At 61.4% G+C, this 22,120-nt stretch carries 17 protein-coding genes and 1 pseudogene; 11 read left to right on the top strand and 7 right to left on the bottom strand.

What is annotated here, in order from left to right; translation table 11 throughout:
• Positions 1-75 precede the first annotated feature (75 nt).
• The 4 genes from FHS84_RS05720 to FHS84_RS05705 are packed head-to-tail and all read right to left on the bottom strand — an operon-like array spanning position 76 to position 5,320.
• Positions 76-783 (bottom strand): ROK family protein, encoded by a 708-nt coding sequence (locus FHS84_RS05720; protein WP_166931590.1) that lies wholly within the window; start codon positions 781-783, stop codon positions 76-78.
• A gap of 33 nt (positions 784-816) precedes the next feature.
• Positions 817-1,524, bottom strand: coding sequence for a 6-phosphogluconolactonase (pgl, locus tag FHS84_RS05715; protein WP_208393710.1), 708 nt, complete (start codon positions 1,522-1,524; stop codon positions 817-819).
• Positions 1,521-2,504 carry a phosphogluconate dehydrogenase (NAD(+)-dependent, decarboxylating) gene (gene gnd / locus FHS84_RS05710; RefSeq protein ID WP_166931587.1) on the bottom strand — a complete coding sequence of 328 codons (984 nt, stop codon included), beginning with the start codon at positions 2,502-2,504 and terminating at the stop codon, positions 1,521-1,523. Before gnd ends, pgl begins: the two co-directional genes overlap by 4 nt.
• 8 nt (positions 2,505-2,512) lie before the next feature.
• On the bottom strand, positions 2,513-5,320 hold the full coding sequence (locus FHS84_RS05705) for a bifunctional transaldolase/phosoglucose isomerase (RefSeq protein WP_166931868.1): 2,808 nt from the start codon (positions 5,318-5,320) through the stop codon (positions 2,513-2,515).
• Between the two features lie 124 nt (positions 5,321-5,444).
• Between FHS84_RS05705 and FHS84_RS05700 the strand changes: the two genes are divergently transcribed.
• From FHS84_RS05700 to FHS84_RS05685, 4 genes are all read left to right on the top strand, one after another.
• On the top strand, positions 5,445-6,278 hold the full coding sequence (locus tag FHS84_RS05700; protein WP_166931584.1) for a fumarylacetoacetate hydrolase family protein: 834 nt from the start codon (positions 5,445-5,447) through the stop codon (positions 6,276-6,278).
• 510 nt (positions 6,279-6,788) lie between these two features.
• Positions 6,789-7,283, top strand: coding sequence for a hypothetical protein (locus FHS84_RS05695; RefSeq protein ID WP_166931581.1), 495 nt, complete (start codon positions 6,789-6,791; stop codon positions 7,281-7,283).
• Positions 7,280-8,059 (top strand): DUF1828 domain-containing protein, encoded by a 780-nt coding sequence (locus tag FHS84_RS05690; protein ID WP_166931578.1) that lies wholly within the window; start codon positions 7,280-7,282, stop codon positions 8,057-8,059. The genes FHS84_RS05695 and FHS84_RS05690 overlap by 4 nt, the downstream gene beginning before the upstream one ends.
• A 159-nt stretch (positions 8,060-8,218) precedes the next feature.
• Positions 8,219-8,542: a hypothetical protein gene (locus FHS84_RS05685; RefSeq protein WP_166931575.1), complete on the top strand. Its 324-nt coding sequence runs from the start codon at positions 8,219-8,221 to the stop codon at positions 8,540-8,542.
• Between the two features lie 52 nt (positions 8,543-8,594).
• On the opposite strand, the pseudogene FHS84_RS05680 reads toward FHS84_RS05685, so the two are convergent.
• Positions 8,595-8,934: pseudogene (locus tag FHS84_RS05680) on the bottom strand (transposase); the annotation flags it as partial.
• A 357-nt stretch (positions 8,935-9,291) separates the two neighbouring features.
• On the bottom strand, positions 9,292-9,576 hold the full coding sequence (locus FHS84_RS05675; protein WP_166931571.1) for a hypothetical protein: 285 nt from the start codon (positions 9,574-9,576) through the stop codon (positions 9,292-9,294).
• 367 nt (positions 9,577-9,943) lie between these two features.
• Between FHS84_RS05675 and sppA the strand changes: the two genes are divergently transcribed.
• The gene (gene sppA / locus FHS84_RS05670) at positions 9,944-11,713 is read left to right on the top strand and encodes a signal peptide peptidase SppA (protein ID WP_166931569.1); all 1,770 of its coding nucleotides are present in this window, start codon (positions 9,944-9,946) and stop codon (positions 11,711-11,713) included.
• Between the two features lie 70 nt (positions 11,714-11,783).
• Here sppA and FHS84_RS05665 read toward each other — a convergent pair whose 3' ends face one another.
• Positions 11,784-14,840: a TonB-dependent receptor plug domain-containing protein gene (locus FHS84_RS05665; RefSeq protein ID WP_243850761.1), complete on the bottom strand. Its 3,057-nt coding sequence runs from the start codon at positions 14,838-14,840 to the stop codon at positions 11,784-11,786.
• Positions 14,841-15,355: 515 nt separating this feature from the next.
• On the opposite strand from FHS84_RS05665, the gene FHS84_RS05660 reads away from it, so the two are divergent.
• The 6 genes from FHS84_RS05660 (at position 15,356) to FHS84_RS05635 (ending at position 22,091) form a co-directional block, all read left to right on the top strand.
• Positions 15,356-15,604: an exodeoxyribonuclease VII small subunit gene (locus FHS84_RS05660; protein WP_166931565.1), complete on the top strand. Its 249-nt coding sequence runs from the start codon at positions 15,356-15,358 to the stop codon at positions 15,602-15,604.
• 240 nt (positions 15,605-15,844) lie between these two features.
• The gene (gene dxs, locus FHS84_RS05655) at positions 15,845-17,770 is read left to right on the top strand and encodes a 1-deoxy-D-xylulose-5-phosphate synthase (protein WP_166931563.1); all 1,926 of its coding nucleotides are present in this window, start codon (positions 15,845-15,847) and stop codon (positions 17,768-17,770) included.
• Between the two features lie 74 nt (positions 17,771-17,844).
• On the top strand, positions 17,845-18,570 hold the full coding sequence (locus FHS84_RS05650; RefSeq protein WP_166931561.1) for a TlyA family RNA methyltransferase: 726 nt from the start codon (positions 17,845-17,847) through the stop codon (positions 18,568-18,570).
• Positions 18,567-19,625: a class I SAM-dependent RNA methyltransferase gene (locus FHS84_RS05645; RefSeq protein WP_166931560.1), complete on the top strand. Its 1,059-nt coding sequence runs from the start codon at positions 18,567-18,569 to the stop codon at positions 19,623-19,625. Before FHS84_RS05650 ends, FHS84_RS05645 begins: the two co-directional genes overlap by 4 nt.
• Complete coding sequence (locus FHS84_RS05640; RefSeq protein ID WP_166931558.1) at positions 19,622-20,347, top strand: C13 family peptidase; 726 nt, start codon at positions 19,622-19,624, stop codon at positions 20,345-20,347. Before FHS84_RS05645 ends, FHS84_RS05640 begins: the two co-directional genes overlap by 4 nt.
• 496 nt (positions 20,348-20,843) lie before the next feature.
• On the top strand, positions 20,844-22,091 hold the full coding sequence (locus FHS84_RS05635; RefSeq protein WP_166931556.1) for an MFS transporter: 1,248 nt from the start codon (positions 20,844-20,846) through the stop codon (positions 22,089-22,091).
• Positions 22,092-22,120: the final 29 nt, after the last annotated feature.

Below are 22,120 nucleotides of genomic sequence, written 5' to 3'. Positions count from 1 at the left end.
GATCGATGTCTCCCCCCTGTCATTTGCGACTGCTTCTTGCACTCCGAGCCAACCGATTGCCGCCCCGGCTTGAGGCTACTTCCACGTCTCCTGCCGCCACAGTCCGGCGCCGCCTTTGATGCCGGAGATGTTGGGCACGATCTTGGTGTTCTTCGGCAGCTTGAACGTCAGGTGTTTGGCATTGCCGCCGCTGATGTAGAGCCGGTCGTAATGCACCAGGGTGTAGAGGAACGGCAGCACCTTCTCGACGCGCTTGTTCCAGCCCTTGTTGCCCTGCTTCTTGCGTTCCTTCTCGCCGATGAACTGGTCGAAGGTCTTGTCCTTGTTCGCCAGCATGTGCGCGATTTCGAGATGCGGCATCAGTTCGCCGTCGCGGAACAGCGAGGTGCCGAAGCCGGTGCCGAGCGTCGCCACCATTTCGAGGCCTTCGCCTTTGACCACGGCAAAACCCTGCACGTCGGCGTCGTTGGCGATGCGCACCGGCTTGCCCAGCGCTTTCGCCATTTTCGCCGCCAGCGCGAAGCCGGCATAGAGATCGGTGCCGAGATTGGGCGCGGTGATGATGCGCCCGTCGCGCACCACGCCGGGAAAGCCCATCGCCACGCAGTCGTAGGTCTTGAACGGCGCCACCAAGAGCTTGACGGTTTTCACCAAGAGGTCGGGCGGGCAGGGCTTCGGCGTCAGGACGCGCAGATGGTCGCTGACGAGTTCGCCGTCGCGGTTGAGAACGGCCGCCTTGAGGCCGGTCCCGCCGACATCGATGGAAAGGATACGCGCCGGCATGACAGCCCCCTGGTTCTGATTCTGATCGTTGCCCTAGAGTAGCGATGCCGCCGCGCGGTCCAAGAGCCAGACCGTCTCGCCCTGTGGACGGAGCCGTCCGCCGGGCAGGTTTTGATCGCCTTGCCGCACCCGTTTGACCGCTTCGGCTTTGTCCCGGCCGGTAACCAGGAACACGGTGAGGCGGCTCGATTCCACTGCGGGGTAGGTGAGGGTCAGCCGGACTTCCGGCCGTCCTTGTGTCACCGGCGCCACCCAACGCGTGCGCTCCTCCAGCACCGGCGATCCCGGCAGCAGCGAGCAGATGTGTCCGTCGCTGCCGAGCCCGATCAGCGTGAGATCGAACAGCGGCCGTGCGGCATCCAGGTCCGTCGCGCCGTAGGCGCTTTTGAGGTCGTCCTCGTAGGCGCGCGCGGCGGTCTCGGGATCGCTCAGCGTCGGCATGGCGTGGACCTGGTCCGGCTGTATCGGGATATGCGCCAGCAGCGTTTCGCGCGCCATGCGCAGATTGCTGTCGGGATGATCGGGCGGCACGAAGCGCTCGTCGATCCAATAGAAGCGCACCTTCGACCAGTCGATCCGGCGCAGCGAAAGTTCGCCGTACAGAAGGCGCGGGGAGTTGCCGCCCGACAGCGCCATGCGGAACGGAGCGTCCGCGGCGGCGATGACGCCCGCCATCCAGTCGGCGGCACGCAAGGCGAGGTCCTGCGGATCGGCGAATTTTTCGGTGCGCGGCGCCGTCACGGCTTCAGCTTGCCTTCGACGTGGCCGCCGAACTTGGCGCGCATCGCGGACAAGAGCCGGTCGGCGAAACGCTGCGGCAGGCGCGAAGCGAAGCGGTCGTAGAGCGCGGCGGAGAGCACGTTGGCCGGCACCGCTTCTTCGATCGCCGCTTCGATGGTCCAGCGGCCTTCGCCGGAGTCGTCGACGAAGCCGGCGAAGTTGTCGAGCTTGCCGTTTTCGGCCAGCGCCAATGCCGTCAGATCGAGCAGCCACGACGATACCACGCTGCCCCGCCGCCACACTTCGGCGACGTCGGCGAGATCGAGATCGAAGCGCTCGGCTTCGGGCAGCTTGTCGTCTTTCTTGCGTTCGAGGATTTCGAAGCCTTCGGCATAGGCCTGCATCAGGCCGTATTCGATGCCGTTATGGACCATTTTGACGAAATGGCCCGAGCCTGCCGGCCCGCAATGCATGTAGCCGTTTTCGACGCGCGGATCGCGGCCGTCGCGGCCGGTGGTTTTCTCGATGCTGCCGACGCCCGGCGCCAGCGTGGCGAAGATCGGATCGAGGCGTTCGACGACATCCTTGTCGCCGCCGATCATCATGCAGTAGCCGCGTTCGAGGCCCCAGATGCCGCCCGAGGTGCCGACATCGACATAGCCGAGCGACTTCGGCCGCAGCGCCGCCGCCCGCCGGATATCGTCCTTGTAGTAGGTGTTGCCGCCATCGATCACGGTATCGCCTGCGGCCATCAGGACGGCGAGGCTGTCGATCGTGTCTTCGGTGATCTTGCCGGCGGGAAGCATCACCCATACCGCGCGCGGCGGGGTGAGAAGATCGACCAGTTCCTTGAGAGAGCGGGCCGGCTTGGCGCCTTCTTTGGCCAAGCCGGCGACCGCTTCGGAGTTGACGTCGAAGGCAACTACGGAATGTCCGCCGCGCATAAGCCGCCGGGCTATGTTGGCACCCATGCGGCCGAGGCCGACGATTCCGAGTTGCATCACATCTCCTATTTCACTGCGGCTTCGATTGCTCCCCGCAGCGTAGCCAGTCCCTGGTCCACATTGTCAAGGTGGACGCGCACGGCGCGGCGTCCGCGTTCCACCAGCACGCCGAGATCGCCGGCGGCTTGCGCCGCAACGACCGCGCCGAAGCTGTAACCGCGGCCCGGTACCGCTACGTCATGCACCGGAGCGGCCGTCACCTGCAGGAACACGCCGGTGGCGGGTCCGCCCTTGTAGGCCTGACCGGTCGAATGCAGGAAGCGCGGGCCGAAGCCGAGGCACACCGCAGCGCCCGTCGCATCGCGCAGCGCCGCGCGCATGGCGTCGAGTTCGGCGGCGTGTTCCGCATTGCGTTCGATGAAGGCGACGAGGGCGACGTAGTCGTTGCGGCCGACGCGCTTGAAGTGGGCCTTCAAGACGTCTTCCAGCGACTTGGCACCCGCCAGCGTCTTGGCATTGGCCGCATCGGCATAGACCGACACGCCGCCGCCCTGGAACACCGGCTTGTCGGTGTCCTTGGCGCCGCCCGCTTCCATCAGCGCCCGCGCCTTGACCTTGGCGGCTTCGACGTCGGGCTGATCGAACGGATTGATCTGCAGCGCCGCGCCCGCGACCGCGGTGGCGATCTCGAACACGTAGTAGAGACGCGCGAGCTGCATCGGCTCGTCGACTTCGATCTCGATCACCGGATGGCCGAGCGGCTTCAGCGCCGTGACCAGCGCATCGCGCGCTTCTTCGCCCTTGAGCTTGAGGACGACGAAGGTGCGATCCTGGCCGTAGCTGGCGGCCGAACCGGCCGGCTCGCCGTCGACCGGGATGATGCCCTTGCCGTGCTTGCCGGTGGACTCGGCGATCAGCTGCTCCGCCCAGGCGCCGAAGCTTTCGAGGCTCTTCGAGGCGAAGATGGTCAGCTTGTTCTTGCCGGCGCGCGCCAGCGTGCCGAGCGCGATGCCGAGCTGGGCGCCGGGATTGGTCGGAGGCGGCGACAGCGGTCCGCAAGCCGCTTCCGCGGCCAGCGCGTTATGGACGAACGCCTTGAGGTCGATGCCCATCGCGGCGGCCGGAACCAGGCCGAAGTTCGACAGCACCGAATAGCGCCCGCCGATGTTCTTCTTGCCTTCGAAGATTGCGGCGAAGCCTTCCGCCTTGGCGTCCTTCTCGAGCGAGGAGCCCGGATCGGTGATCGCCACGAAATGGCTGCCGGCCTTGTCCTTGCCGACCGTCGACACGACGCGATCGTAGAAGAAATCCTTGAACAGGTTCGGTTCCAGCGTCGAGCCCGACTTCGAGGCGACGATGAACAGCGTCTTGGCCGGATCGAGCTTCGCATTCAGCGTGCCGACTTCGTCGGGGCTGGTGGAGTCGAGGATGTGGAACTTCGGCGTGCCGTTCTTGGCCAGGACTTCGCGCAGCACTTCGGCGCCGAGGCTCGAACCGCCCATGCCGAGCAGCACGACATCGGTCCAGCCTTCGGCCTTCACCTTGGCGCTGAACGCTTCGAGCTGAGCGAGATTGGCCTTCGCGGTGGTCGGGGCATCGAGCCAGCCGAGCCACTTGTCTTCGTCGCTGTTGGTCCAGATCGTCTTGTCCTGGGCCCACAGGCTGCGGATGTAACCTTTCTTGGTCCAGGTCTTGACCCAGCCGTCGACGGCTTCCTTGTCGACGCCGAGCGACCACGTCATGCGCAGCTTCTTGCCGGTCAGTTCATCGCACTTGCCGGCGATGGCGCCGTAGAGCTGGTCCGCGGCGACCGCGAACAGATCGACGCCTTCCACCAAGAGCGTATCGGTGATTTCGTCGAGGTTGATGCCGGCCGCTGCGAGATCGCGCAGGATCTTTTCGGCGCCCTTGAGGTCTTCCTTGATCGCATTGGCGGTCGGCTTGCCGTGATCGCGTTCGGCCGCGACGGTGGCCGGCGGCATCGTGTTGACGGTGTTGTCGCCGACCAGGGTGTCGACATACAGCGTATCCGGATAGGCCTTGTTCTTGGTGCCGGTCGAGGCCCAGAGCAGGCGCTGCGGACGGGCGCCGCGCTTGGCCAGCTTTTCCCAGCGCGGGCCGGAGAAGATCTTCTCGTAATCGCGATAGGCGAGCTTGGCGTTGGCGATGGCGACTTTGCCCTTGAGGGCTTCGAGCTTGGCCTTGTCGCCGCCATTGGCGATCAGCTTGTCGAGGGCGCCGTCGATCTTGGAGTCGATGCGGCTGATGAAGAAGCTGGCGACGCTCGAAACCGTCGACAGGTCGTAATCCTTCGGCAGGCCTTCGAGGCCGGCGATATAGGCTTCGGCGACCTTGCGGTAATACTCGGTGGCGAACAGCAGCGTCACGTTGACGTTGATGCCTTCCGACAGCAGCGTGCGGATCGCCGGGATGCCGGCATCGGTCGCCGGCACTTTGATCATCACGTTCTTGCGGTCGATCGTCTTCCACAGATGGCGGGCTTCGGTCAGCGTCGCCTCGGTGTCGTTCGCCAGATACGGATTGCATTCCATGCTGACGAAGCCGTCACCGCCCTTGGTCTCGTCGTAGACCGTCTTCAGGACGTCGCAGGCGGAACGGATGTCGGTGAAGGCGAGATTGTTGAACACTTCGCCGATCTCGACCACGCCGGCATCGAGCAGCGAGCGGATTTCCTCGTTGTACTCGTCGCTATGGCCCATCGACTTTTCGAAAATCGCGGGATTTGATGTGACCCCCTTGATGCCTTCTTCGTTCACCAGCTTGGCGAGTTCGCCGCTGCGCACCAGCCCGCGGCCGAGATTGTCCAGCCAGGGTGCCTGTCCGTATTTTCCGAGTTCCTTGAGGGGGTTCATCATCTGCTCCGAAAGGGCAAGGAACGGAACGGGAATGAGGCCCGCCGTTTGTCCTGCCATGCGTTTAGTCGTCTAGCCCTGTCTTATATGGACAGCAAGACATTGGATTGAAAGGTCGCGGGCGATGAAATTGATCACTTTTGCCGCTGCCGGGCAGGCCCGTCTGGGGAGGGTCGAAGGCAATGAAATTATCCCGTTGCCGCCGTCACTTGGCAGCATGATTGATGTGATAATTGGCGGCCCCAAGCTGCGGGCCCAGGCGGCCGCAACCGTTGGGCGGCCGCTCCTCCTTAGCAACGTGCACTTGCTGCCGCCGTTGCCGCGTCCGGGCAAAATTCTGGCGATCGGGATGAATTACGCGGATCACGTGCGCGAGACCGGCGCGCCCATGCCCACCCGGCAGATCTGGTTCTGCAAGCAGCCGACCGCCGCCAACGGCCCGTTCGACCCGATTCTGCTGCCCAAGGCCTCGACTCAGGTCGATTACGAAGCCGAGCTGGTGGTGGTGATCGGCAGGGGCGGGCGGCATATCTCCCGCGCCGAGGCGCCCGGCGCCGTGTTCGGCTATTGCGTCGGCAACGATGTCAGCGCCCGCGACTGGCAGATGGCGACCTCGCAGTGGATGCTGGGCAAGAGCTTCGACACCCACGCGCCGTTCGGCCCCTGGATCACCACCGCCGACGAGGTCCCCAATCCGCACACCCTCGCCATCCGCGCGTTCGTCAACGGCGACAAGCGTCAGGAGTCGAACACCGCCAATCTCGTCTTCGACATCTGGGACCAGATCGCCCACGTCTCCGAAGTGATGACGCTGGAACCCGGCGACCTCATCTTCACCGGCACGCCGGGCGGCGTCGGCCTCGGCATGAACCCGCAGGTCTATCTGAAGGACGGCGATGTGGTGCGCGTGGAAATCGACAAACTCGGCGCGATCGAGGCGGTGTGTAGAGGAGAGTGAGACCGCTTTGTAATGCTGCTGGCGGCGTACCTTCATCATCTCCTTGTAGCAGGGCAAGCGCAGATGCCGTCACACACTCGGTGTCATCGCCCGCGAATGCGGGCGACCCAGTTCGTGTTGCCTCGTCACTGATGATCCCCGGTCATTGCTTGAGGCGACGCGACAGGCGTCACCTGGGTGGCCCGCAGCGGCGGGCCATGACAAGTTTTCATGCGCGATAGTTCTTGCGGAGAGGAATCGGCAATCGACCCGAAATTTTTTCACCCGCGCACGCCATCGCTTTTCTGCCGCCCCCTCCGCATTTTGCTTCGTAAATGGCCGGCATATGTAGGATTTATATCTCAATTATCACCTTGACATAGCAGACTAGTTTTGCTATCCCTTTGAAATATGAGGATTTTCTCAACGGAAGGTTGAGGACTAAAGTCTTGTTTCTTATAACAAATCGTCTCTTGACTACTTGCGAATTGCCGCAGCGCGTCCGCACACGCATTACGCTAGTGTGCGCCTGTGACACGCGCGCAAACGATCATTACTGCGAACAAGGTCGTTTCGAACTGGGGGAATTGGCAGACCGGCAATATGCCCCCGGCTGCATTTCCACTTTCGAAGAGGCGCGGTCGCTGTCTCAAGTTCGGCACTGCTATCCGCTGGCGGCTCGTCCAGTTCGAAGCGTGCGGACTGAAATGCCGACTAGTTATCGGCTTCAATCTTCCCAAGGAAACTTACGTCGCCACACTGGCGGTGGAGCAGGACCGCGATATGAGCGTCCTGTTGTCATACGAGTTCCATGGCACGCATCCCGGTTGGCACATTCACGGGGCTTGTGGGGACGTCAACGGAATTCCGGAAGGCTCGTTGCGGGGACAATGGCAACGGCGCTTTCCAAAGCCGCGTGGTCGGCACCGCCGCGGAGTGTTCGGTGTTTCCGATGATGGAACGGCGTTTCAGGTTGCAGACGAGTTTTTCCAGCTTCACAACGAAGACGGGACGCTTCCGCTATGAAGCGTGAACTCTGCAAGGCATTTTGCGAGCAGCTAAACGTCCGCGCCGTTAAGGCGGGGCTGGCGATCAGCACTGGCTTTACGCTGTCTGACCTGGAGCCCCTCGGATTTTACGTTACCGGCCCTGACAACATGGGACGTTTCCGCATTGAGGACGATGGAACAACCATGCCGATGATTGAGGCGGCAGGCATCGACCTTGAGAGCAAGACGCGGAAGGAAGCCCTAGATCAACTGCTTGGTGAATATGGGGCTTCCTACGATGCGGACAGCGGAGAATTGAAAAGCCTTTCCATGCCGGAAGATGAAATTCCAGCGGCGGCGCTAAAATTCGTCTCATTGCTGTTGCGATTGCAGGACCTAATTCTGCTAACGCCAGAGCGCGCCTCCAGTTCATTCCGCGAGGATGCTATCAAAGCGATACGGACGGTCCTTGGTGATAGAGCGGTAATATTGGAAGACACGGCAATTTCGCCGGAGGTTGAGTTTCCTGCGGACCTAATTATTCAGGCCGCTGGGCGCGAAAAAGTTGCCGTGTTTTTGGCAATGTCGGAACAGCGCGTGTTAGAGGCCGTGGTGGCACAAATGGCTGTGACGTATGAGACTGAAACGCCGTGTTCCGTTGTCGCGTTACTAGATCGGGACTCAACTGTCTCACGCAAATTGCGCCAGAAGGCATCTAACCGACTAACTGCAATGCCCATATTCGAAGGCGATGAAAAGGCTGCTGTGCAACGCATAGAGCGTGAGGTTCTTGGACGTCAGAGGGCTGCATAAGGGGGCGCGTTGAAAAGAAACAGCCTACTCCGTCACCGGAAATTGAAGATCCCGCCAAGTGCTGGAATCGCTTTGAGGATGCAGTGGACATTGCCATGCATACACCGGCAAAGTGCAAGCTGGGTGAGCAAAAGCGCTTAAAGGCCAAGGGGGAACGCCATGAGCACGAGGGAGATTGTTGAATTAATCGCGGCACTCACAATGCCATGCGGCATAATTGGGCTAGTGATCAATCGTTGGGTAAATGCGGCAAAACTAAAAAGCCGCGGCGGCATAGGCGCTAGGTCTATCCAATTCGCATCCGTATGTATGCTGTTTCCCACCATCGTTATTTTGGCATTAGAACGAGCAATTGAAGGGCAAACTTCTGCAGCCCTTCTAGGTGGCGCCGTTGGCTACCTGCTATCCGGGATTTCAAATTACGATCTTAGCCGCCTTGTGGAAAAGATGAAGCCAACCGATACAAATGACGACGGTGATTAGCTACTCATCCTTCCTGCGATCACGCCACCGGGAAAATCGCGCCGCATTCCCCTTAAACGATGGCATTAAGAGTGGCCCGGTAGGTTAGGCCGCTTGCCGACGATGCCGCGGAATGACGCTTCGGCGCGTTCCCAATCGGTGAAGCCCAAGCCTTCGCGGTGATTATAGCGAAAATCAAATTCGGCAAGGTAGCGATGCAGATGCTTTTCATCGCAATGCTGATACACGCCGATCATGCCGCGCTTGAAGATTGAGAAGAAATCTTCGACCGTGTTCGTGTTCACTTCACCGCGCGCAGACTCTTTCTTCGAATGGCAGACAGTTTCGTGTTCTGCGAAGCTTGCGCCGCCCTTTGTGTCGAGCTTGCTTTCGTCGGTAAATAAACGGGCTTCAAGCCATTGGCGGGCTTTGTCTGCGTCGAGGAAAATCGGGTTTGAAAGATTGTTATTCATGACTTTATTCCTTATTAAGTCTATGTAATCCTATTTTGTACTATGTCAAGGCGATAATTGAGATTTATGTCTCACTTTTCCCCTTGAAACCGGCGCGGGAAATCCCACTTCAATTTCTATGTCAGGTGAGGTCACCCTTGCCGCAAACACGCGCGGCACTGCGCCTGCGCAGCACTCGCAGGAAGAGGCGCATCGCTTATGCGATGCGTCGCTGTCCGCGCGCGCACGCCGTCCGGCTGCCGGCTTTGGCGACGTGCTGAAGACCCTAAATCGCCGGCCGAGACGCAAGGCGAATTTTCATCGCCTGCAATGGCTTGAGGCCAAAATCGCCGAATTGAATTCACGTTCTTCCGTTTTCGAAAAGGAGGGCCGATGAGAAAGCGTGTCCTCATCCCGCCCGCTTTGCGCCGACGTCGCCCAGCCGCTCGCCGCGGCGCACCGCTCGGCAATCGCAACGCCTACAAGCACGGCAAATTCACCCGCGAGCGCCGCGCTCTGTATGCCGATATCCGGGCTTACATCGCGAAATCCCGCGCGCTGACCGTGGGACTGAAATTGCTTTCGCTGGAGGCGCAGCGGCAAGAAGCACTGTCTGCCATGGCTGCCGTGCCCCGCCGGCCAAGCGCGCAGCACGGTACGAAGGGCGGGGGTACCCCCAGAAATCCGCGGAACAATTATGTTGCTGAAGGTGTGTCGGTAGCAGCCCCCTCATGGTTCCCGCCAAGGAGAATATCTCGTCCACCCAACGGCTTAGAGCCATCTGACGGACGCTTTTCCAGGTTCGGCGGCAAATCCCGGTCCTCCGCTCCGGAAAGGACGAAATTCTTAACCGGGAGCACGCAATATTCCGTGAGGTGTAGCGTCCCGGTACATCCGCAAATCGCAGTTCGCCCCTATATTGGGAACCAGAGCGGCCGGATGGGTCGTTTCGTTCGAAGGATACACTTCCATGGTCGCATTTCTGCGTTGGGCCGGCTCGATCGTCACCGGAGCGGTGAACGGCATTCTCAAATTCATCCTGGCGGTCATTCTGATTGTGATCGTCGTGGTACTGATCGCGATGGCCCGCAGCGACGGACTGCCTCGCGCCATGGTGCTGACCCTCGACCTCCGCAAGGAGATCGTTGATTCCGATCCCGCCAAGTTCAGCCTCGGCAACAAGCCGCTCAGCATGATGGACATCGTGCTGGGCCTCGATACCGCCGAGCGCGACAGCCGCGTGAAGGGCATCTATGTGCGGGTGGGGTCCGGCAATCTGCCGATCGCACGCGCGGAAGAGATCAAGTCGGCGCTCAAGAAGTTCCGCGCGTCCGGCAAGTTCGTGATCGTGCATGCGCAGGATTTCGAGGGTTCGGGGCTTGGCGATTATCTCGCGGCCACGGCAGGCGACCAGATTTGGATGCAGCCGAAATCGGCCTTCTATCCGGCCGGCGCGGGCGGCGGCGAGATTTTCCTCAAGGGCGTGTTCGACAAGATCAAGGCCCAGCCGCAGATCGCCAAGCGCAAGGAGTACAAAAGCGCCGCCGACATGTACATGGAAGCGGGCATGACCAAGGAAGATCGCGAGCAGCTCGTGGCGCTCTTGACCTCCTGGTACGACGTGGCGGTCGCCGACAGCGCCAAGGATCGCAAGATCGCGGTCGATGCGATGAAGGCGGCGTTCGAGGCCAGCCCGCAGTTCACCGAAGACGCCAAGGAGCGCAAGCTGATCGACAAGATCGGTTACGACGACGACGCGCTCGGCGCTGCGCTGGCCAAGGCGGGCGACGGCGCCGATCAGGTGACGCTGGCGCAGTTCCTCTCCACCAAGCCGGACAACTCGTTTGGTAGCGGCCCGCAGATCGCTTTGATCGAAGCGGCGGGCGAGATCGTCAACGGCAGCGCCAAGCAGGGCCCGTTCGGCGGCGATGCCGTGATCGCGGGCGACGACATGGCGAAGGCCATTCGCGAGGCCACCAAAGACAACGACATTAAAGCCATCATTCTGCGCGTCGACTCGCCTGGCGGATCGGTGTCCGCTTCGGACCAGATTCTCGATGCGGTGAAGAAGGCACAGGCGTCCGGCAAGCCGGTGGTGGTGAGCATGGGCTATCTGGCGGCGTCGGGCGGCTATTACATCTCGCTCAGCGCCAACAAGATCGTGGCCGAGCCGGGTACCATCACGGGCTCGATCGGCGTGCTGACCGGCAAGGTGGCGTTCGGCAACACGCTCGGACTGATCGGAGCCAAGGGCGAGAATGTCGGCGTCGGCAAGAACGCGCTGATCAATTCGAGCCTCGACCCCTACACGCCGGAACAGTGGGAGTCCGTGAACCACCAGGCCGACGTGATCTACGACGACTTCACCCGCAAGGTGGCGGCGGGCCGCAAGCTGCCGCTCGAAAAGGTGCAAGACGTCGCGCGCGGCCGGATCTGGTCCGGTACCGATGCCAAGGAGCGGGGTCTGGTCGACAAGCTCGGCGGCTTCTGGGATGCGGCCGATATCGCCAAGCAGCTTTCGGGCATTCCGAAGGGCGATCGGGTGACCTTCAAGGTTTATCCGCGCCAGAAGAGCTTCTTCCAGTCGATCGAAGATTTCTTCGGTCTCGGCGAAGAGGCGGAGGCGGTTTCGAACTTTAACGCTCTGATGCACGCACCGATCGCGAAAGAGGCTGTGCGCGCTGTCCGGGCGGCGCCGCGCGGTGCCATCGAGCTTCGGGCCACCAACATTCCCGAGTAGGTGGCCGTCCGGGCAAAGAAAAACCCGCCAGTGCGAAGGCACTGGCGGGCTCCTTTTTTGAAGGTAGTGCTTACAATTTTGCGGTGACCGCCACGAACACCTGACGGCCGAGGAGGTCGTAGTTGTTGTAGACGTTCGGTGTGCCGGTGCCGGTGATTTTGTTCGATATGATGAACGGATCGGAGTCGAACACGTTGTTCATGCCGGCGCGCAGCTGCAGCTGGTCGGTGACGTTCCAGGTCGCAGCGATGTCGATGTAGTTCATGCCGGGAATGCGGTTGTTGAACGCATCGAAGCTGCCGGAGTACAGCGCCGGTTGCGAGGCCTGATTGGCATCGTATTCCGACGGGCCCATGTAACGCCAAGTGACGGCGAGGTTCACGTTCCAGGGTGTGTCCCAGTTGACGCGGAAGTGATGACGCCAGTTCGGCAGCGGCGAGCCGCAAGTGTTGCCGAACAGTCCGGCGCAGTCGAAGGTTGGTTCCGTCGACAGCGTCTGCGTCTTGGCCGTCATCGTGTAGGTGCCGGTCAGGTGGAAGCCGAGATCGCCGAGGCCTTCCAGCCCGAACGTGTCGAGGCCCAGCTGGTAATCGGCCTGGAAGTCGAGACCCGAGTTGTTGAAGTAGCCCGAGTTGACGAACGTACCTTCGATGTAGCCGCCGCCGGCCACCGTCGTGCCGTACAGCGTGCCGCCCGACGTGCGATGGATCAGGCCGCAGAACTTCGGATCGCCGGTGTTAAGGCAGTTATTGAGCGAGATGTTGATCGGAATGCCCTGGATGATGCCGTTGTAGACGTCGATCTTGTAGTAGTCGATGCTCGCGGTGAGGCCGGGAACCATCGTCGGTGTAACCGTCATGCCGACCGAGAACGTCTTGGACTTTTCCGGCGACAGTTCGGGATTGCCGCCGAGCAGGATCGCGCACTGACCCGACGGGCACTGGCCGATGGAGTTGGTGGTGGTGCCGTTGCCGTATTGTGCTGCTGTTACGCCCGTCCGCATGCACTGCTCTAGGGTGGCGGTTGCCGGCGAGGCGCAGGGGTCGACCGAAACGATGGAGGTGTTGGTGACCGATTGGGGCGTGTACGTTTCCAGGATCGACGGTGCCCGGATCGCGACATCGTAAGAGGTGCGGAAGCGGATGTCGTCGATCGGCGCCCACTGCAAACCGACCTTCCACGTCGTCGGGCTGTGACCGCTGGTATAGCGCGCGAAGCGGATGCCGGCATCGATCGACAGGTCGCGTGCCATGATCTGGTTCTGCGCCAGCGGTACGCGGATTTCGCCGTAGCCTTCGGTCACGTTGATGTAGTTGTCGATCGGCACCACGGCGCCGCCGAAACCGATGAGGTCGTTGGAGTTCTCGGCTACGTCGCCGGCGTACGTCATCTTGTCTTTGCGGTTCGAGGCACCGAGCGCGATCTGTACGCCGTCGCTGGCAAACGGAGACTTGATGCCATAAGTACCGAGGTCGCCGGTGATGTCGAGTTCGATGATTTCCTCCGACAGCGTCCCGCGCGACGTGCCGTAGGTCTTGAGATAATTGATCTGGTCGGGCGTAACCCCGCCTTCGGTGAAGATGTTATAGGGCACGCACGCAGGATCCTGTCCGGTGAGCACCGATTTACAAGTCGGCACACCGCCAACCGATACGACCTGCAGGGCGTTATTGACCTTCTGATTGGAGATGTAGTTGCCGTTGTTCTGGTCGACGGTCACGTAGTAGTACGAGCCGAAGGCGTCGTAATGCCAAGCCTCGTTGATGTCGCCTTTGAGGCCGACCACGCCACGGAAATTGAGGTGCTCGTAGTCGCTGGTCCGGCCGCCGCCTTCAACGTTGCGTCGTCCGATTTCGAGGGGAGCAGTGTCGGTGGCACCGAGGCCTTGGCTGGTGCAGAACGCAGTGACTTCGCTCGCACTGAGCAACGGGTTGTCGCAGTTGACGAACCAGTTGCCGGAGCCGTCCGGCGAGAAGGCATTGGCGCCGCGGAACAGAGCGGTAGGTGCCACCTGCTGGAACGAACGGTCGTCCATGAACTCGAATTCGGCGTAGGGCTTGGCCCAATCGGTAACGTCGTAATGCGCAAATACGGCGCCATTGAAGCGAGTATCCTGACGCGACAAGGTTTCGTAGGCGTTCGAGTTGAAGAACGCGGGAGGATTTGAACCCGCGACAGGACTCGGCACAGCCTGGCTTCCGACGATCGAATAGACCGTCTGGGCTGGCAGCGTTTTGGGCTGGAAATAGTTTGAGTTGGGCGAACCTGCGCAATAGGCGGCGTCAGACCGGTTCGCCAGCGCGGAACTGTAATCGATATTGATCTGGCACGCGGAATAGTCGCGGTTCTTCATCCACGCCGGATCGGCATTGCGATAGCCGACGAAGGCCGTGACGTTGCCTTTGCCGTCGGCGGTGTTGGCGCCGATCGTGAGAGACGCCTGGATGGTGCGCCCGTCCCACACATCTTCAGGTGCTTCCGATTGGGGGCCTTGGGTCTTCTTCGCGATCGTGTCGGCAATGGTCGAACGGGCCAACTTGTTGGAGTTGTGGTGCCAGTTGGCGCCGTACTGGGCGTCGACCTGCACACCCTGGAAATCCTGTTTCATGATGAAGTTCACAACGCCGGCCACGGCGTCGGAACCGTAGGTCGACGAAGCGCCGCCGGTCAGGACTTCCACCCGTTCGATCAGCGGCACGGGAATCTGGTCGAGGTCGGGCGCTGCGCTGGGATTACCGCTGTTGGGGTCGCCCAAACCGAGGCGGCGGCCGTTGACCAGCACCAGTGTGCGAGTCGGTCCAAGGCCGCGCAGGTTCACGGTCGTGACGCCGCCGGGACCCGAAAGCGGGTTGTTGGTGTTGGAGAAGTCGCTCGTATTGCTGACGAACGTCTGCGGCAGATCGTTGATCATATCCGCGACGTCGGTCGCGCCTTTGACCTGGAATTGCTCGTTCGTGACGGTTTGTATCGGACTGACCGACGTCAAATTGGACGTCATCGGAATGCGCGATCCCGTCACGACGACGGTTTCGGGCGTAGATTGCGCTTCAGCCGGCGAGAGCGCCGTCGTCAAGGTTGCCGTGATTGCGGCTCCTAGAAAGAGCGAGGAGCGAAGGCTGAACGTCATTTTCGTCAAGGGAACCCCCATTTTGCGGTTTTTGGCGATGGCGGGCCGCCACAAGGCTTTCCGCGCCTTTGGGTGCTTCCGGCACCCGCACGCTGTAGGAGGCTAAGTTCAGAACAGTTCTATAGTCATCAGAAGATGCAATTTTGCAAAGATTTAGCTATCGCACTGTGGCGAGAGTGCTTCACAAAAGGGTAATTTGGTTTCGAAATATCTCGAATGAATTCTTCGGGGTAATAATATTGTTGGTACGGTGCGGGATGCTTGAGAAATGCTGTTCTGCTGCCGGGGCGTGATATTTTATTATTTAATTTCAGTCACTTACAAGTTTCTTCCTCAACGGAATCTCCGCGGGGTTTGGCTTCCGTTGGGGCGCGAAGTGGAGTCGCTCGCATTCGAACCCAGTTGCAATTTTGCTGTTCGCTAAGGTCGCCTAACCCCTTATGCCGCGTCTGTGTTGTTTGGGTGCGCGAGGGCGACTAGTAGTGTGTTCGAGACACACCATCACGAGGGCAAGCATGTCGGGCAAAGCGGATGCAACAAATGTGAGCACGCTTACATTTGAGGCGGCCCTGAAAGAGCTCGAGGGAATCGTTGCGCGGCTGGAGCAGGGACAAGTCGATCTCGAAGATTCCATCGCCCTCTACGAACGCGGCCAAGCGCTCAAGGCGCATTGTGAAAGCAAGTTGAAGTCGGCCGAAAGCAGGCTCGAGAAACTCGTTCAGAGCGGCAGTGCGCTCACCAGTGAGCCGGCGGAGCTTGGGTGAGGGGGACCCTCTGTAGGCGGATTGTGACGGAGGCGTGCGGTGCTCCCGGAAGCGGTTTGCCCCGGAGAACCGGAAGTATGTTCCCGCCCTAATTTTGTTGCGGGCAAAAATAACCCTTCTGGTCGCAGGCCATTGAAAGCAAGCGCGAATTGCTTTCTTTGTGTATAAGCGTGGTATCGAACGGGCGGCCGCGAGGGTGGGGACAACTGCGCCGGCGCGCAGTGAGCGGAGCGAATAAAAATGACGGAATCGAGCAAGACGCCGCTCTTGGATGGCATCGCGTCGCCACGGGATTTGCGGGCTCTGCCGAAAGAGGTTCTGCCACAGCTTTGCGGCGAGTTGCGGCGCGAGCTGATCGACATCGTATCCGTCACCGGCGGCCATCTCGGTTCGAGTCTCGGTGTAGTCGAACTTTCGGTCGCTCTTCATTACGTCTTCAATACGCCGGATGACCGTTTGATCTGGGATGTCGGGCACCAAGCTTACATCCATAAGCTGCTTACCGGACGGCGCGACCGCATGCGCACGCTGCGCCAGGGCGGTGGACTGTCTGGCTTCACCAAGCGCTCCGAGAGCGAATACGACCCGTTCGGCGCGGCCCATTCCTCGACCTCCATTTCCGCCGGCTGCGGCTTTGCGGTCGCGCGCGATCTGAAGGGCGACAAGAACAAAGTCGTTGCGGTGATCGGCGACGGCTCGATGAGCGCCGGCATGGCCTACGAGGCGATGAACAATGCCGGGGCCGCCGATACGCCGCTGATCGTGATCCTCAACGACAACGATATGTCGATCGCTCCGCCGGTCGGCGCGTTGAGCGCGCATCTTTCGCGGCTGGTGTCATCGCGATCCTATCGCGATGTACGACGTCTGGCCAAGCGCTTGGCGCTCAAGTTGCCGAGGCCGCTCGCCGTCGCAGCGCGCCGCTTCGAGGAATATGCCCGCGGGTTGTTCACCGGCGGTACGTTGTTCGAGGAATTGGGTTTCTACTACGTCGGACCGATCGACGGACATAACCTCGAGCACCTCATCCCGGTGCTGGAAAACGTCCGCGACATGCAGACCGGCCCGATCCTGGTCCATGTGGTGACCCAGAAGGGCAAGGGCTACGCTCCCGCCGAGGCCAGCGCCGACAAGTACCACGGCGTCACCAAATTCAACGTCCTCACCGGCGAGATGAAGAAGCCGAAGACCAATCTTCCGTCCTATACCAGCGTGTTTGCGGATGCGTTGATTGCGGAAGCCAAGGCTGATCCTCGCATCGTGGCAGTGACGGCGGCAATGCCGGCCGGTACGGGGCTTGATCGTTTTGCCAATGAATTCCCCGCCCGCTGTTTCGACGTGGGTATTGCCGAGCAGCACGCAGTGACATTCGCGGCCGGCATGGCGGCCGAAGGGCTCAAGCCGTTCTGTGCGATCTATTCGAGCTTCCTGCAACGCGCCTACGACCAGGTTATGCACGACGTAGCGCTGCAGAACCTTCCCGTCCGCTTCGCAATCGACCGTGCCGGGCTGGTAGGTGCCGATGGCGCGACGCACGCCGGTTCGTTCGACGTCACCTATCTTTCGACCCTGCCCAACATGGTGGTGATGGCGGCGGCCGACGAAGTCGAACTGATGCATATGGTGTCGACCCAGGCCCATTACGACGAGAACCCGACCGCTGTGCGGTATCCGCGCGGCGAGGGCGTCGGTCTGGACCGGCCGTTCATCGGCACTCCGCTTGAGATCGGAAAAGGGCGGATCGTGTGCGAAGGCACCTCGATCGCGATCCTCAGTCTCGGTACGCGTCTGGCTCCGGCTCTCGATGCTGCGGAGAAGCTGTCCGCTTACGGATTGTCTACCACGGTTGCCGATGCTCGCTTCGCCAAGCCGCTCGACCACGATCTGATCCGTCGCCTCGCCAAGGAACACGAGCTTCTCATCACGGTGGAGGAGAACGCAGTCGGCGGCTTCGCCGCGCACGTGCTGCAGTTCCTGGCACAGGAGGGTCTGCTGGACGGCGGGCTCAAGGTGCGGCCGATGACATTGCCCGACAAGTTCCAGAACCACGACACGCCGGAGCGGCAGTATATCGAAGCCGGTCTCGACTCCAGCGGTATCGTGCATACGGCCCTGGCTGCGCTGGGACGTTCCAAAGATGCGGCGGCAGTCACGCGGTTTGGGTAAATCGTCATTGCGGGCTTGACCCGGCCATCCGGCAGACGGGAGAGTAGGTCTCGGCAGAGGCCTTGTGAGAGTTCATGTCCACGCGCGCGGATCTTTATCTGGTTGAACACGGCTTTGCCGCCTCCCGGTCCGAGGCGCAGGCCGCTATTCGGGCGGGAACCGTTACCGCCAACGGCAAGCGCGTCCTGAAACCCGCAGAAGCGATCGAAGAGGATGCCGAGATCGCATATGTGAAGGCCCATCCCTACGTCTCGCGTGGCGCGCTGAAGCTGCTTGCGGCGCTCGATCATTTTGAGCTCTCCCCAGAGGGATTGAACTGCCTCGATATCGGCGCATCGACCGGCGGCTTCACCGAGGTGTTGCTGGAGCGTGGTGCCCATCGCGTCTACGCGGTCGATGTCGGGCATGGCCAGCTGCGCCAGAAGCTGGCGGAGGACACCCGCGTCGTCTCTCTGGAGGGCACCGATGCCCGCAATCTCACCACGGCTCACATTGCGGAGCCGCCCGGCGCTATTGTGGCCGACGTCAGCTTCATCAGCTTGAAGCTGGCGCTGCCCGCGGCGCTCGCGCTGGCGAAGAATGCGTGGCTGGTCGCCCTGGTCAAACCGCAGTTCGAGGCGGGCCGGGCCGCGATCGGCAAAGGCGGCATCGTCAAGGATGCGGCGGCGCAGAGTGAATCCGTTGCGGCGGTGATTGCGCTGCTCAAGAAGCACAAATGGACCGTGCTCGGGACCATCGATAGTCCAATCGAGGGCGGCGACGGCAATCGCGAATTCCTGGTCGCGGCGAGGCAGTCGTGACGGCGCCGTGCCGGCATTTCGGACGCTGCGGCGGCTGCGTTCATCAAGACGTGTCCGACGATATGTATCGCGCGCTGAAGCGCGAGATCGTGCGCAAGGCGCTCGACCACCACGGTATTGCGGCCGATGTCGAGGATATCGTCGAAGTGCCGCCGGGCACGCGGCGGCGCGCCACCATGAAGGCCAAGCTCGAGGGCGGGCGCGTGCATCTCGGTTTTCATGCGGCGCGTACCCACGACATCGTCGATCTGGAAGAGTGTCCGGTATTGACGCCGTCGCTGACCGCGCTGCTGCCGGGATTGCGCGACATGCTTGCCGATATGCTGGCGCCGGCGGGCGATGCCGAATTGCGGCTTACGGCAACGGATGCGGGTCTCGATCTCGGTCTGCGCTGGCGCCGTCCCAACGACACCGCAACGCTGGGTGCCTTGGCGAAGTGGGCGGCCAAGTTCAAGATCGCGCGCATCTCGGCGCATGGCGAGACGGTGGTGTCGCTGGCAACGCCTTCGGTGCGCCTGGGCAAGGCACGGGTCGATCTGCCGCCGGAAACGTTCCTTCAGCCGACGCGCGAAGGCGAGGCGGTGCTGCAGGGCTTCGTTATCGAAACGCTGGCCAAGGCCAAGAAAGTCGCCGACCTCTTCTGCGGCTGCGGCACGTTCAGTTTTCCCTTGGCCGAGAAGGCGAGGGTGCATGCGGTGGAATTGGAAAAGCCGATGCTGGAGGCCCTGGCTGCCGCTGCGAAGGCGACGCCGGGCCTGAAGCCCGTCACCACCGAGAAGCGCAATCTGTTCAAGCGGCCGCTGACCGAGTTCGAACTCAATGCCTATGACGGGGTCTGTCTCGATCCGCCGCGCGCCGGTGCGTTCGAACAGGCGAAGGTACTGGCGCGATCGAAGCTGAAGCGCATCGCGTACGTTTCCTGCGATGCGGACAGCTTCGCGCGCGATGCCCGTGTCCTGATCGAGGGCGGCTACACGCTGACGCGGCTGATGCCGGTCGATCAGTTCCTGTGGTCGTCGCATATCGAACTGGCGGCGGGGTTCGTGCGCCCATGAGGAGGCTCGCTCTCCTCACGCTTCTGTTTCTGACTCCGCCGGCGATGGCGAACGGATTTTCCGATTGGGCGGCCGTCGTGGTGGCGGGCGACTCCTATTCGGGCGATCAGAAGGATACGGCGGTGTTCGACAACGGCCGCCAGACCATCGTCAAAGAGCTGAAGGGCATCGGCTTTCAGCCGCACAACATCCGCACCTTCACCGACTGGCCGCAGCGGTTTCACGATGCCGACCGTTCGACGCCAAAGCGCATCGGCAAAGGACTGAATGAGGTTGCGCGGACCGCGAAGGCGGGGTGCCTGATCTATCTCACCTCACACGGCAGCGAAGACGGGATCGGCATCGGCGACTATGTCGTGAGCCCGAAGCGCCTCGGCCGCATGATCGATACCGCCTGCAGCAAACGCCCTTCTGTGGTGATCGTTTCCGCCTGCTATTCCGGCGTATTTGTGGATCGATTGAAGGCGCCGGATCGGATCGTGCTTACGGCGGCGGCCAAGGACCGCTCCTCGTTCGGCTGCGGTGCCACCGACCAATACACCTACTTCGACACGTGTGCGGTCGAGAACCTGCCCAAGGCCGGCGACTTCGTCACGTTCGGCAAGCGGACCATCGCTTGTGTCGCTGCGCGCGAGAAGAAAGAGAAAGTGGACCTTCCATCCAACCCGCAACTGGCCGTGGGTGAAAAAGCGGCCGCGGCCATTCCGCGATGGGGACATTGAGTTTTTGGGGCCCTTTAAATGTGCCGAAGGCGGGCCGCTATTCGCTGGTCCGCCTATTTTCGGGGAGTGCCCTCCGGATGCAGGGCGCCAGCAAGGACCGCACTCAAGCGGCCGGTGACAGGCACATTCTGCAAACCCTGATACCCGCACGGATGAGGCGTTCATGCTGGTCGCCGGCCACCATCCGTCTGGCGCCCACGCGAGCTGGGCACCCTGGGTCAGTTCTATCTCGCGTTGCTCTACGGGTCCGGACGTCGCGAGGGTCCTTTGCCGCTGAATTTTGCCAGGCCTTCTCCAAGTTACTGTTCGTACGGGAAATAAGAACGAAAGGCGAACTTTCAAGAGGGTGCGACAACCTGTGCGTAGTTCGGAGGCTCTCGCAACTGACGATTGGGGGGCGGCGCCACCGCTGGTTTCACGGATGGTTAACGACGATGCCGGATAGTTCGTTTTAGCGGAATGACAGCGCTATCCATTCCCGGAGGATCGTCTCGCCATGCCTCAGACGGCCAATCGACAGTCCCGCACGACGATCGTTCCCTACATCTCCATTGCGATCCTGTTCGTGATTGCCGGGGTCGGGTTCTGGAACGACATCCTGCTGTTCCCCAAGTTCGCACAGTTCTTCAACATCGACCTTTCCCACGTCCTCTGGATCCAGGCGCTGTATTCGCTGGGCTACATCCTCGCCGCATTGCCGTCGGCGATGTTCCACCGCAAGTTCGGCTACAAGATCGGGATGATCTTCGCACTCGGCCTGGTGTCGATCGGGCCGTTCCTGATCTATCCCGCCATCGCGCAACACGGGGTCACATTTTTCCTGCTGGCGGTGGTTCTGCTCGGCATCGGCTGGTCGACGTTGGAAACCAGCCTCAATCCCTTGACCGTCGAGATGGGGCGTCCGGAAACTGCCGTACGGCGGCTCAACTTGCTGCAAGCCTTCTTTCCGGTCGGACTGGTGATCGGATACATCGGAGGGCGCTGGTTCTATCCCTCAGACATGCATCTTTCCTTCAGCGTTCTGGCCGAGACCGCGGCGCGTCCCTATGTGATGGTCGGCTTGGCCGTCCTGTTTATCGCGTTCCTGGTCGAGCGCGTCGAGTTTCCCGCCCGCTCGGGCATTCGTTCCGGCGGCATCGCAGATGTCGGCAACGAACTGCGCAGCTTGTGGGCCAAACCGATCATCAAGTTGGGTATGGCGGCGACGTTCGGCTGCATCGCGCTCCAGTCGACACTTCAAGGCGCGACCTACCAATACGTTCAGACGCAGTATGCGGGCTACACCGACCAGATCGCGCAGAATATCGTGTTCGCCGGACTGGCCGTGTTCGGCATCGGCCGGTTCGCCGGCGCGGCCCTGATGGGACGTATCGAGCCCAACCGGCTGTTTCAATGGGCGATCGGTATTTGCGTGGTGCTCACGCTGGGCGCGCTGGCGTTCGGCGGTGTTGCCGGCCTTGCCTGCCTCGTTGCGACAAACCTGTGTCTCGGCATCGGCTATCCCACCGTGCTGGGAACGACACTCAAGGATCTGCGGTCCACTTCCAACGTCGCCGCGGGTCTTCTGGTGACCGCATCGGGATTGGCCGGTCTCGCGATCCCGTTGGCAATGAATTTCGTGATTGCCGCGGCGAGCGTCAAGATCGCGATCCTGATGGGTGTGCCGTTCTTCGCGCTGCTGTACCTTTATACGCGATACATCCAGCGGACGGATGCGCAAGATAAAGCAGCGAAGACTCGCTGACGCGGGATAAGCAATCGCTTGTCGGTGAC

This window comes from Rhizomicrobium electricum (genome assembly GCF_011762045.1).
In the GTDB taxonomy this organism is placed as follows: Bacteria; Pseudomonadota; Alphaproteobacteria; order Micropepsales; family Micropepsaceae; genus Rhizomicrobium; species Rhizomicrobium electricum.
This window is presented reverse-complemented; position numbering and strand designations above follow the sequence as displayed.

Bases quoted from the DNA above. Each gene is read 5' to 3' on its own strand.
- FHS84_RS05720 (WP_166931590.1), bottom strand. From the start codon at position 783: ATGCCGGCGCGTATCCTTTCCATCGATGTCGGCGGGACCGGCCTCAAG.
- gnd (WP_166931587.1), bottom strand. From the start codon at position 2,504: ATGCAACTCGGAATCGTCGGCCTCGGCCGCATGGGTGCCAACATAGCC.
- FHS84_RS05705 (WP_166931868.1), bottom strand. From the start codon at position 5,320: ATGAACCCCCTCAAGGAACTCGGAAAATACGGACAGGCACCCTGGCTG.
- FHS84_RS05700 (WP_166931584.1), top strand. From the start codon at position 5,445: ATGAAATTGATCACTTTTGCCGCTGCCGGGCAGGCCCGTCTGGGGAGG.
- FHS84_RS05690 (WP_166931578.1), top strand. From the start codon at position 7,280: ATGAAGCGTGAACTCTGCAAGGCATTTTGCGAGCAGCTAAACGTCCGC.
- FHS84_RS05685 (WP_166931575.1), top strand. From the start codon at position 8,219: ATGAGCACGAGGGAGATTGTTGAATTAATCGCGGCACTCACAATGCCA.
- sppA (WP_166931569.1), top strand. From the start codon at position 9,944: ATGGTCGCATTTCTGCGTTGGGCCGGCTCGATCGTCACCGGAGCGGTG.
- FHS84_RS05665 (WP_243850761.1), bottom strand. From the start codon at position 14,840: ATGACGTTCAGCCTTCGCTCCTCGCTCTTTCTAGGAGCCGCAATCACG.
- FHS84_RS05660 (WP_166931565.1), top strand. From the start codon at position 15,356: ATGTCGGGCAAAGCGGATGCAACAAATGTGAGCACGCTTACATTTGAG.
- dxs (WP_166931563.1), top strand. From the start codon at position 15,845: ATGACGGAATCGAGCAAGACGCCGCTCTTGGATGGCATCGCGTCGCCA.
- FHS84_RS05650 (WP_166931561.1), top strand. From the start codon at position 17,845: ATGTCCACGCGCGCGGATCTTTATCTGGTTGAACACGGCTTTGCCGCC.
- FHS84_RS05640 (WP_166931558.1), top strand. From the start codon at position 19,622: ATGAGGAGGCTCGCTCTCCTCACGCTTCTGTTTCTGACTCCGCCGGCG.
- FHS84_RS05635 (WP_166931556.1), top strand. From the start codon at position 20,844: ATGCCTCAGACGGCCAATCGACAGTCCCGCACGACGATCGTTCCCTAC.